Here is an 11,285-nt window from a genome sequence, read left to right on the forward strand (position 1 = left end):
TTCTCATTGGATGTTTGTTCAACTCTGTGAACCTGAACTAAGAAAGAAGAATCTATTGTGAAAAACGAGTGCTTGCAAGAAATCCTAAAAGATCTAAGGGAACACTGTTATGCTATTGGACTTCAGAAAACATCAAAAAAAATTGCTGAGGTCGTTTTAGAACTTCAGACTAACGACTGGGAAACAAAAGATAACAATGAGACATCACAAACCATTTCTACAACGCGCCTTCACTAAAACTTTTAGTTGCATACAACTTGGATAGATCAACTATTGACTTAAATTAAATTTGCCTCTTGCTATGTCCATACCTAGAAAGCTAACCTGAAATCTCTTTCGGAAACAAAATTTTTTCCAAATTTTCCAACTAGATCAGTTCAAATCAAGTCACTTTCCTGCTACTGCTACCGAAAAAATCACGCCCTCGCAGAGCCTACGTACAGCTTCAAAGTTGTTCCAATCTTAGTTCTTAGTTATTTATTCTTAATTCTTAGTTATTTATCTTGAAAACTCAAATTACTTATACATGCGCCGACATTGAACACTTTGCCTTGCATTGGAGCTACCGACCTAATGATACTTCTTGAAAACGCCTTTGCGTATCGCCAACCAATACCTCTAGTATCCAATTTGGGTCGATTAACATAGATATAGATGGTACTATGGCAAACAACTATTTTGCCTATTTTGACACCGGCTGGCACCACCAAGGATACTTTTCATGCACCCGTCGCCATTTCAGAAAATTGTTCACCCTCCCCGCTTGGTCCAAAAGAAAAGTTAAGCCATTCCTTGGCTTGTGCCTTACCAAATCCTGCGATCTTTTCTAATTTATTTCGGGCACTTTGATCAAAACTCCAAAGCCCGACACCAAGCAATTCCTCTTCTAACTCTACGCGGTTAATCACTGCCGGATTTACGCCCATACGCCGATAAATCCGTTCCATGGGGGCATCAAACACACCAACAAACTGTTGAATATCAAGCTGCTCCATTAGTTCTGATGCGCCTAGCACAAGAGCGGCTGCAACCCTTCGATCGGCATTTGGTGCCAAACAGAAGCGCGTACATTCCCAAATCCGGCAACTAGAAATTTTTACACCACCGATCAAAAACAAAAAATGATCATTTAGCATCGTCGACCCTGTTGTTGGCAAAAAACGCATGGAACCTCCGTGCTTACCGAACTTGTCTTCCCAAATAACATAGAGCGGATTCACATGAAAGCTATCATACTCATCGCGCTCATGCCCCAAAGAATCAACACAAACTGGCCAATTTAACCTGTCCCGAAACTGCAATGTTCGGTCAGAAAACATTGTATTCTCTAGCAACGGAAATCGGCTAAGACCATTGGAGTAAACAAAGCGAAGCATTTTCTTGAATCCATTCAATTTAGGTAGAATTGACTCAACTTTGTAACTATGAACTATTTATATTTTACCAATGCATCGCCCTCCCACCTCCATTAATTGAACCCTCTTGAATTCTGAAAAGACCTATTTAATTATATATTTCTTGATTGGAAGAGTTGACTGCAGTCATAAGAAATAGTGCATTAAAAATAGCAACCAGCGCTACGCTGTAAAAAATCGTGGCGGGTTCGTAAATTTCTATCAAACAGGAGCATCGAAAAAATACGTTGGATATCTTTGTTGGGCGCGAGCCGTAAGCGGAGCTAAGCCCTCTTAACTATCTTGACCTTACTATGACCTTGGTTCAACGATTTCTAACTGCCAACAGCGAGCCATGAGCCTATTTATTGTTAGACTTATATAGGTGGTGATCTAACCTATCTAAAATCAAGATATGATCTATTCTGAGAACTCGAGTTGCTCGCTCTTGCGCAACCCTACTAATCCCGTTTGTGAGGAAACGATATCGTGACGGGTAAGCACGTCAAGATCTAACATTTTTCTTTTAACAGCAATCGTTAGGGCTTGATATATAGTCTTGACGCCTAATTTGCGAACCAAAGAGGTTTCGATTGTTCTCGCGCTTCCAAAGATGTACTCATGCGTTAGAGCTATTGTTGGATCGTCTTTCGTCGCAACAAGCCTCAAGAAGCGCTTTTCATCTTCCGTCAACACATAATGTTGACAGGCACCCACCTTTGATAAATAGACGAATGAGTCAGTAGCTTCTTCTAGGATCTCTCTCAGCTCGCCCAGCGAACAATCAATGGTTTCTGAAACCCATCTTGACGACTTAACAGTCGTTAGAACACATGCAAATCTAAGCCCGCTTTCATGAAAAATTTGGAAAGAAACACCAAATTGATCCGCAAAATACTTGGGAAGATTCTTTGCTGATTCAATCTTATCGGAAGCAGCTTTCGTTGCTCCAAAAAAGACCAACTCTTCACCATTTCGGGCTCTATTTAGGACAGAATTTTTGGTAAAAAAATTTTTTTTGAAAATTTCATTTCGACGCCTTTCTGGCAAGCTTGTTAAACACAAGTAATTTAGTAATAAATTCTTCCCCTCACTTAAGACGAAAACTGTCGCATGATCGAACCCAAACGCAGTAGGGATCTTTGCAAAAGCCCCAGCTAATTGGTCAAGTGTTTCAGCTCTTTCGATACAAACAGCAATATCTGATACCTCTGGGTATTTTTTTCGTCTAATGCCCTCGCGCGCATGGTGTTCCAATATTAGTGCCCTTTCAACCAATCATCATTCAACGCCTGCGACAACTTGCCGTAAAGATTGAACATCGGTAACGACGTTTTACTGCTCATTTTCTTAAGTTTGACTTAAAATTTAGTTGCGCACTAAGACTCAAGAGGCGCTCGACTAATCTGAGCTAAATAGAGGAAACGATGCCTGGTTGGGGCAAAACTTCGCTAGAAGCATGTTTCAAGTCTCAAAGGTCGACGTAAAATTTTTTCCTTCAGAAATACTACTGATTGGTTACACATTCGCCTCTAAACACGACTAGTTGGTCCGCTTTCAAACCTTCCCAATCAAACTCCCTTGGTATACGATCGAAATCGCAAGCTCCTTAGGTTCTGCAATCATGTCCCCGATACCTACTATTCTAGGCCATACCGCGCTCATCCGCACACAATTAATGGCGAGTTTCAGCCAAATTTTTGCAATGCAACGCCCTCGTTAAGACACTGTTAAACATTGGAGATCAGCTTACGCCTACGTAATGTGGAGGTCTGTATGTCTAAGATTGGTATGATCAAACTTACAAACGAGGCTATACTCGTAGCGGAAGCGAATGGCTTTCCCGCCACGAAAACAGCGCTTAGTAAACTTATGATTGAGGTGTCTAAGGATCGGCTGGGTGGGGAGCTTTTTGCCTGCAAGGACCCGCAATCCGCTCAAAAACTCTAACTTTCTAAACTGCTGCACGAAATCCTTAGAGCACGTTCCAACGCAAGCTCTTTTTCATAGATGCGACGCGTGTACCCTACCTGCCAGATAAGTGCCTGGTCTTTTTGATCAACTGCAAACCGATATAGTTCGTCTAGCATCTCCGTTAGCCAGTCTACTTCTTTCATAAGTCCTCAACCGTCCTTTAGCGCTTCAGTCAAATACCTTCCCATAGAACGGAGCGTTGTACGAAAAAGTTAACGAAGCCTTAACGAATTGTTTCCCTAAAGGAACCAGCTGCTTCCGCATGTTAGAGTGTTGCAAAATACAAACTCCGCTTAAGAACTGTTAGCATTCAAGAAAGCTCTGAAGCGAGCCCTACTAACTAGATTTCAGCACACTCCACACTCTCTTCCGAGCCCTCAATGTTTTCAAACAAATCTTTGGAGCTACCGTTCAGATATCCACAATCGCCTTTGTGCTGAATGAACGCCAAGAAAGTCGGTCCGACGACGGTCTTCGAGAAAATCCGAAAAAGAAAGGGCGTTTCACCACGACCCAAAGCGACTTTCCCATCGATCAGAATGCCTTGCATTCTCAAATGTCTTGGGGAGTCTTCTTGACTTACGACACAATTCTTTCTTAGCTTAGCAGCCGCTTCTCCGTGGACCGATGCTGCTCCAACAGTTGTTTGTCTTGGGATTCACTTCGCCTAACACTACTTCAAACTTGGGGCTGTGATCCGCGTTGTTGGCTTTGCAAACCGCTCAGTGCTCCGGCTGAGCTACAATCCTGATTGCGCCCAATTGAACGCATTTGAGCATTTGCCTTTTTAAAATTAAGCGAATTTTAACCAATTGCCAACCTACCGCACCGTTGCTCAAAGTTCTGGTCTGGGCCAGCTTGGAGATTGAAGGAAAGTTGAATCCAAGTAGAGAATGTCGAAAATCAGACACATGGAACGCGCGAACTTAGCGCTATTTTCCGCAGGCTGAATGGCTTCTAAGAAATAGAAAAATCTCTAAGGTTCTTTCCTGCAGATCTAGAATAAGGGATGCTTGCCCCTCCTCGACCTTCAAAGCACTTAGTACGTCTCGCTTGATACAATTATTGGATGTGATCATCTGCCTCCGCATTACGAACGCGTTCCTCTAACTCACGCTTGAAAATTTCTTGAATTTGCACGACGCGCGACAATAATTCGCAGTCTTTTTCGTACGCGGCAGACGCGCGAAGGTCGTCCAGCAAGCCTGCTAGCCAGTTTGCTTCTTCCATAAATACCTAAGCTCCAATTTCAGCCCGCTTGTCCTCGGGCCTCCCTGTCCGTCTAAGAATTAATTTGAATTGTTAACAAAGAGTTACTTTGCCGTTTCCGTTTTGGAAACAATAATAAGCTGTGTCTAAAGATATATCTCGTATCTGAGTATCACATACAACCTGTATTGGATTGCAAAGATCAAGAGCAAACTCAATCAATGCGGCAGGAGTTTTTTGCAGCCATTGGCATCAGCTTCAGCAGCTGCTTGAATGGCAGCCTCAATGAGGTAGTGGTTGAGTACTGATATCCCCAGTAGAGCGTCGGGAGCGTTTTTTGGACACAGGTCTTAACACAAACTTAGGGATCACAATTAAGTGTCGCCTACTCACAGAATTTTTTGGGCTGCGTGATATGCCCCCAATTGTGTTCACGCTCATAGTTTTCTTTGTTCAGGTTTTGGCCTTCAATTGACAGGCGAGCATATTCATGTGGCGTCAGCTCGGTGATCCTGGCGGGAGGCCAGGTGTGATTGTGGTCGGCCGGCCATGCAGCAATCATGCTCAGGCTCGGCGAAGCAACGGGCGTAGGTGCTCGTTGAGGCACTCCTCGCACATCCATGCTTTCTAGCTTACGATCAGGCCGTTCTGCATGGGTACTGTTAGCCCAGCGAGTGACAACCGTCCTATCGGTTTGCTTTCCATTTGAGCGTCGCGTTTCTAGTCAGTTCGGTCCCGTTGTAGCTGTCCACCATGCTGGAATATGCCATAAATGAGGTAGATGATGCCTATTGCTCGACCTTGTTGCCGCCGATGATGCGCGCGCGATCTCGGGCGAGAAAAGGCACAACGCTAACAACAATTACACCAACAATCACAGGCGTGCTTATGGCTAGGTTAGCACGCCTCGTACTCACGCCACAAAATCGCTCTTTGGCACATGAGGGCTAAAATATTCAGTTTCCGGTTTTTGAAGCAATTGCCTAATTTGCAATCCGCTTTTGACGATATTTCTTCTTATAAGCCTGGGCGTGACAAGGTTTGCCAAGCCTTGAGGCCATATGTATTTGAATTAAAAATGAGATTCTATGAACAGGTTTGCACAAAGGTTTCAAGAAGACGAGACAGGCGCCGTCACTGTCGATTGGGTCCTGCTAGCTGCAATCCTCATAGGCCTTTGCTTAGCTGTATTGGCGGCGGTCGGCGATGGTACCGAGGATTTGACCGCCGACATGGATGCGCAGCTAAGGTCTCAAATGATACCGACAGCGTTCTAAGCCCATCAAGTCTTGGAACAGGTTTCTTCAAGCATTGAGGCAATGGGGCTGGATACATTGATCGTTTCATTCGCGAACTTCGTATGACGGTGCTTACTGATAAGCTCGTCCTTGAAGACCGTTTCGATTGTCGCTATCTTCCAAAGCAGTTTTTGATCTTTTTGTACCACAGCCTCGGCGCGTAGGCTGTTTATCGCATCCACTAGACAATCAATGCTCATCAGTATCCCCTCAGGTTTGGCAGGTTGGCCTCGCACCCGTTGCATCTTGGATGGGCCGATTCCCCTAACAAGTCGTTACCAAGATGTTCTTTTCACAACCTGGTCAGAAGCTGAACATCTCCACAAAGCCAATTGGCAGGACACCCGAGCGAAGACAGCGATAAGTCAGCAACACAGATGTGGTTCGAAAAGCACTTTTTTGAAATGCTAACCCTTTGTTAACCACTAGCCGAAAAGGCTATTGGCTCAGCGAGGCTCGTGGACAAGCGAGCAAAGCGATTTTTTGAGGAAGTTATGCAAAATGACGATAGGTTGGGGGAAATGCTCAAAGAGCTACATGTCTTTGCTGCGCAGATCCAGGATGAAAAGATAATATCCGACTTAGAAACCATCCGCGATATCTACGCAAGGGAACTATCAAAGAGCATTCAAAGAATAAAAAAATCCGAATTCTCACAGGGTTTCATAAGACGATTCTAAAAACTTCTCCAAACTGCCCGGTGTAGACCGTAGTTCCTTTTCTAACTCCGCGAGGAAGAAGCGCAGCGCTTTCTCTGTTTCTGGAAATCCATTTGCTTCTGCCGCCAGAAGTGCTTGGTTTGTACGTTCGATAAGTTCACTTTTGGACATCTCAAGCCTCCACATTACGCACCCGTAAACTCATCTCTACAGCTTAACAGAAGCTTAACTCACAGTACGATTGATTCACATTTGGCTAAAACTCGCTCATCTGAGAACCCACATGAGCACCTTTACGAGGATTTATGTCGGAACGAGAGGGGCTATTCTCGCGCCAACAAGCTTTTCTCGATTACTTCAGAGCAGATTATCAAATAGTCCAATACCGCTTCAGGTCAACGCTCCCAGAGGTCATCCCCCTCAAGCTCGGCTAAATGCTTAACTTGGCTTAGGTGTTCAATGAATTTAAGCATAACTACCCTCAACGCTGGCGAGGTAGATTCACGAGCAAAATAGTTAACGAAAGGTCAATTTAGCCTGCGTGGCTTCGCTTTGGAAGAAAGTAGTCAACTTTGTAGTGAAAAACTAGAGCTAAGAAGTCAGGTTCTACCGGAGCAAAAAAGTTCGTTCCGAAGGGTAGAGGCTGGACGATGTCCAGCGAAACCTAAGCAACTTATCGTCAAAGATGGTAAATCAAAGGTTAACAAGTGCGATGACCTCGCGTTAGCCTAACTTGATAGCCAACCATCTCGTTTTTGACGTTTCTGTACCTATGGTACATTAGAACCAAATAACGGCTCAACACCACGAAAAAGATGAGGTTTGGGATCATCGATGTATTCTGTGGACATATTTCGCAGTTTCTTCTCATTTTCTCGAACCAAAAAACTAGCACACATACTCTGTGCTCAAAAGACGCTCTCGCATTTGTCAAGCGCTGCGAGTTTGGCCTTGAGGGTCGCTGCATGGTCGGCAAGGATCTGGCGCCTCTCGGCGATCCCCATTCCCCCTCCTTCGCAAGAGCGGTGAACCGACGCATCTGCTTGAGTGACATACCGGCCTCGCGGAACTAGTAGAGAAGTGTCAGCCACTCGATATGGCGCGGCGCGAAGTGACGGTGGCCATCTGCGCTACGTTCAATCTCGGGCAGCATGCCGGACTTTTTATAGAACCGGATTGTGTGTGCAGACGGCCCGCACGCTTCGGACAAATCGGAAACCTTCATCTGTGCGATTGCTCCTCCAATCCTTCGATAGAGGGTTAGAGTAGCTCTGTGTCAAATGATCAATGCAGTCATTTGTGCAATGAGCAGCATTGGGTACTCTAGACTCAGAGCCGACGTCGGATATAGCGCGGCATAGGCATGACCATGGCCGAAGGTGCCCAGCGATGCGGGGACGGCCCAAACCAGCAATTCAAATTGAAATGCCGCGCTGCGCAACAGCATCCACCGAGCAGACACTCGATCCTCCAAGCGCTAAGGAAAAAAGTTGCCAATTTGATCTCCTCAGTGACACTCACTTCGTCTAACAAAACGGAGCAATAAAGACATGCGAAAATTTGCACACGCACCCTCGCTGTCCTCTGAGGAGAACGTGAGAAAGCTACAGCCAAGAAACAGCCCATACTGGAACATTTTGGAATTCTGCCGCCATATTGGTTTGCAGAAAAAAGCTTCTGGCAGCCTGCATTGGATGGCGCGCATTCGAAGGTTGGACGGTGGCTACTCCCAGACAAGGCTTGGGCCGCACAGGATGATACAACGTGATGGGTTGACCTACGTTGAAGCATTGGAGCGTGCAAATAACTGGTTTAACGAACCAAATGTTCTTGCCACAGCTTCAGAGCCTTATAAAGCAGGGGTAAATCGTCAGCTCCACTACACCAAAACGGAAAGCCGCTTCACAGTCGGCGATGCTATGCGCTCCTATGTGGAATGGAAACGTGTCGCGGCCGCAAAGACATACTTCGAGACAACCTTGTCGCTGATCAACCATCACATCCTTCCTCGCCTTGGCTAATTGCCAGTCGAGGAACTCAGCCAATCCGTTCTTACGCAGTTCTGTATAGACGTCCTCGAAACAGCGCCCAAACGGGGACGGGGCACCCGAGGAGGCCGGGTGCGCCTCGAGGAAATAGATCACGAACGACTTCGCAAAAGAAAAAAGACCCTCAACACGGTCATCGGACTTCTACGAACGGCAATCGAGATGTCTTGGGAAAATGGTGATGTTAAAAGTGAACTGTACTGGAGGCGTATCAGACGGGTTCCACACGCTGACACACCGCGGCAGTTCTTTTTGACACGCGCACAGGCAAAGCGCCTCATCGCTTCCTGCCGCCCCGATTTAGCCCTCTTGGTGCAGGGTGCTCTCTATACAGGCTGCCGAGTGTCCGAATTGACGCGCCTGAAAGCACGAGAGGTCGGGGGACACGTTTTTGGAATCTATGTTCAACCAATGAAGAGTCATCGTGGGCGATACGTAGTACTGCCAAACGAAGGCATGACATTTTTCTTGGATCAAGTTGTAGACTCAGATGACGAAGACCTCGTCTTCCGGATGTCCTCGGGTCGGGCATGGTCTGGCTGCCATAAACACTTATTCAAGGAAGCCGTGCGGCGGGCTGGCTTGCCCGAAGGTTTCGTGTTTCACGGCCTGCGACACACCTACGCAAGCCAACTGGTACAGGCAGGGACGCCGCTTGCGATGGTTGCGAAGCAACTAGGCCACACCAACACTTATACCGTTAGCCGAACTTATGGCCACTTGTGCTGCGATGGGCTTGAAAACGAAATCTCATGCCGATTTGCGCCACTTCAGACGGCGGTGGAAGATCCGAGACTAAAACGATTGCGAGATACATTGCAGAGCAAAGCAGAGCCCCAATGGTCATGGCCAAGAAAGAATAGGAGTAAGGCGCGTGGTGAGTTAGTGAGCCTACTGCGGGAACGTGAAGAAGAGCTGAGATAAAGTCGGCCCTTATGCGCCGTCACTGCGAGTATTTCGGCATTGTTCACCCAAAGATCATGGGGGTGCCTCAAGCTTTCGTCAGCCCTCTAATTAGTGCGCCCTGTTGCTGATTTGAAACAGGTAGGTAGCTAGACACAGTTGTGGCAAAATTCTCGTGCCCCAAGTTCTGCGACCATGCTTTTTGTTCGGCAAGTGTCAGATCGCGGTCGTTCATCTCTTGAACAAGTGTTTTGCGGATGCTGTGCGCGCCGTAAGCGTGCATCTGGACTTGCGTGAATGCCGCCTTAAAAACCTCGTTGACGATGGACCCGTTGGCATAGATGTCGCGTGAGACGGTATCGAAGACGAACTTTCCGTTGACCAACCGCCGCTCGGGCCGTGGGAATACCGCGTCTTCGGAGCCGAACATCATTTCACCGCGCAGATAAGTCACCCACTTGGTGAAAAACGCTAGATAGTCTGGATGCATTGGGAAGAACCATGTTGTGAAGGTCTTGCCAGCTTTCGTGCGAACCTCTCGCCCGTCCTGAAACACAAACCCATCAACAAGGTTGATATGTTTGAGACGCAACGAAGACACGGCCCCGATCCGCGCGCCCGTGATCACCAAGAAGGCAAACATGGCTTTGTTGCGCCGTTCCAACTCAGTTCGATCAGCCATCCCTTGAAACGCATGATAGATGGCTTTCGTTGAAGGATATTGAACGGTGCGCTGGGCGCGGGCCGCTCGGGCATCGTTTCGGTTGTTGTTGAAGTATTCGACCTCCGAATAGGTCACTACCTTCTTGAAGCCTTGTTGGCCTGCCAGCCAATGGAAGAACCCTTTGACCAACCTCAGCGTTGCATCAATCGTTGTAAGGGCCAACGGCTTGCCTTGGACGGTCTTAGCGCGGCTCAAGGCGTCCTTGAATTGACGCGCCTGATCGACACGGAACACCTTGAACGGCTTGTACTTGGTGCTCTCTTCAAACTTCACTAGGGCCGCGCGCATCTTGTCAATGGACTTGTCGTCTTGCCCTTTGGCTTCACGCAGATACTGCTCATATCGCCGCTTCAATCGCTCGTTTTCTGCATTGTATTTCCGCATGACTCAGCGTCCTTTCCGAAGTGTAGGTTTAAGAGGGGGTTGAGGGGTTCCTTTAGGGTAACCGACTGTCCCTGTTCACGACTTCCAGAACTTTGCGAATGGCGGGCATCTCACGGGCACTGACATTACGATTGCATTGGCACTCACATACGGAACATAGCGCCTTCAAACGACCGCCCGTGGTACTCGCGCGCACATAGTCCGCCATCGCGCCCAGCGCGCTTCTTTGGGCTTTGCAACGGAAGCAATAGAACTCCCCCAAGCTTAATGGGCGACTTGCATTTGCTTTGCGAGCTTCGAGAAAGGCGAGCGCCTGAAACCCCATAATAATCGTCGGACGGTTGCCATCGAGCCGATCCATGCCGGCTTTAAGCCATTGTCGGACCGTCGCAGGCACTACGTCCGCGGCATCCGCTAGCTCATCAATTCGATAGGCTTTGTTACCTTTGATACGACGCGTCTTGAAGCGCCGCGACATTAGGAGCGGCCATCACTCGGATCAACACGCTGGGCATCGGCCCAGGCATTCAAATCGGCTCCGCGATAGATGATCTTGCGGCCCAATCGGTAGAAGGCTGGCCCCACGCCTTTGTGACGCCATTGCGCCAGTTTATCGCGGTCCCCAATGAGGTTGAGTTCTTCGTCAACAAGGACGTAATTTCGGTTTTGGTCGAACAGTTTCATCGCATTTA

Annotated in this window: 12 protein-coding genes; 3 read left to right on the forward strand and 9 right to left on the reverse strand. The window is 47.3% G+C overall.

Annotated features, from left to right (window positions below; genetic code table 11):
- Window positions 1-719: 719 nt before the first annotated feature.
- The 4 genes from ACZ1G7_RS08725 to ACZ1G7_RS08740 form a co-directional block, all read right to left on the reverse strand.
- Window positions 720-1,376 (reverse strand): acyl-homoserine-lactone synthase, encoded by a 657-nt coding sequence (locus tag ACZ1G7_RS08725; RefSeq protein ID WP_472663428.1) that lies wholly within the window; start codon window positions 1,374-1,376, stop codon window positions 720-722.
- Between the two features lie 438 nt (window positions 1,377-1,814).
- Window positions 1,815-2,651 carry a helix-turn-helix domain-containing protein gene (locus ACZ1G7_RS08730; RefSeq protein ID WP_472663429.1) on the reverse strand — a complete coding sequence of 279 codons (837 nt, stop codon included), beginning with the start codon at window positions 2,649-2,651 and terminating at the stop codon, window positions 1,815-1,817.
- Window positions 2,652-3,708: 1,057 nt separating this feature from the next.
- The gene (locus tag ACZ1G7_RS08735; RefSeq protein ID WP_472663430.1) at window positions 3,709-3,918 is read right to left on the reverse strand and encodes a hypothetical protein; all 210 of its coding nucleotides are present in this window, start codon (window positions 3,916-3,918) and stop codon (window positions 3,709-3,711) included.
- Between the two features lie 512 nt (window positions 3,919-4,430).
- The gene (locus ACZ1G7_RS08740) at window positions 4,431-4,598 is read right to left on the reverse strand and encodes a hypothetical protein (protein WP_472663431.1); all 168 of its coding nucleotides are present in this window, start codon (window positions 4,596-4,598) and stop codon (window positions 4,431-4,433) included.
- Window positions 4,599-5,665: 1,067 nt separating this feature from the next.
- Between ACZ1G7_RS08740 and ACZ1G7_RS08745 the strand changes: the two genes are divergently transcribed.
- Window positions 5,666-5,854, forward strand: coding sequence for a Flp family type IVb pilin (locus ACZ1G7_RS08745; protein ID WP_472663432.1), 189 nt, complete (start codon window positions 5,666-5,668; stop codon window positions 5,852-5,854).
- Window positions 5,855-5,859: 5 nt separating this feature from the next.
- Here the strand turns inward: ACZ1G7_RS08745 and ACZ1G7_RS08750 are convergent, their stop codons facing one another.
- The 3 genes from ACZ1G7_RS08750 to ACZ1G7_RS08760 all read right to left on the reverse strand — a co-directional run bounded on the left by ACZ1G7_RS08750 (window position 5,860) and on the right by ACZ1G7_RS08760 (window position 7,759).
- On the reverse strand, window positions 5,860-6,075 hold the full coding sequence (locus ACZ1G7_RS08750; RefSeq protein WP_472663433.1) for a hypothetical protein: 216 nt from the start codon (window positions 6,073-6,075) through the stop codon (window positions 5,860-5,862).
- Between the two features lie 453 nt (window positions 6,076-6,528).
- Window positions 6,529-6,705 carry a hypothetical protein gene (locus ACZ1G7_RS08755; protein WP_472663434.1) on the reverse strand — a complete coding sequence of 59 codons (177 nt, stop codon included), beginning with the start codon at window positions 6,703-6,705 and terminating at the stop codon, window positions 6,529-6,531.
- Between the two features lie 898 nt (window positions 6,706-7,603).
- Window positions 7,604-7,759: a MerR family transcriptional regulator gene (locus ACZ1G7_RS08760; RefSeq protein WP_472663435.1), complete on the reverse strand. Its 156-nt coding sequence runs from the start codon at window positions 7,757-7,759 to the stop codon at window positions 7,604-7,606.
- A 325-nt stretch (window positions 7,760-8,084) separates the two neighbouring features.
- Between ACZ1G7_RS08760 and ACZ1G7_RS08765 the strand changes: the two genes are divergently transcribed.
- Together ACZ1G7_RS08765 and ACZ1G7_RS08770 are read left to right on the forward strand one after the other, a co-directional pair.
- Window positions 8,085-8,555 carry a hypothetical protein gene (locus ACZ1G7_RS08765; RefSeq protein WP_472663436.1) on the forward strand — a complete coding sequence of 157 codons (471 nt, stop codon included), beginning with the start codon at window positions 8,085-8,087 and terminating at the stop codon, window positions 8,553-8,555.
- Between the two features lie 189 nt (window positions 8,556-8,744).
- Window positions 8,745-9,506: a tyrosine-type recombinase/integrase gene (locus tag ACZ1G7_RS08770; RefSeq protein WP_472663701.1), complete on the forward strand. Its 762-nt coding sequence runs from the start codon at window positions 8,745-8,747 to the stop codon at window positions 9,504-9,506.
- Between the two features lie 67 nt (window positions 9,507-9,573).
- Here ACZ1G7_RS08770 and ACZ1G7_RS08775 read toward each other — a convergent pair whose 3' ends face one another.
- Entirely contained in the window at window positions 9,574-10,593 is a 1,020-nt protein-coding gene (locus tag ACZ1G7_RS08775; RefSeq protein ID WP_472663437.1) for a site-specific integrase, read from the reverse strand.
- Between the two features lie 477 nt (window positions 10,594-11,070).
- Entirely contained in the window at window positions 11,071-11,277 is a 207-nt protein-coding gene (locus tag ACZ1G7_RS08780; protein WP_472663438.1) for a MerR family transcriptional regulator, read from the reverse strand.
- Window positions 11,278-11,285: the final 8 nt, after the last annotated feature.

Source organism: Litoreibacter sp. JB4-2 (assembly GCF_055693445.1).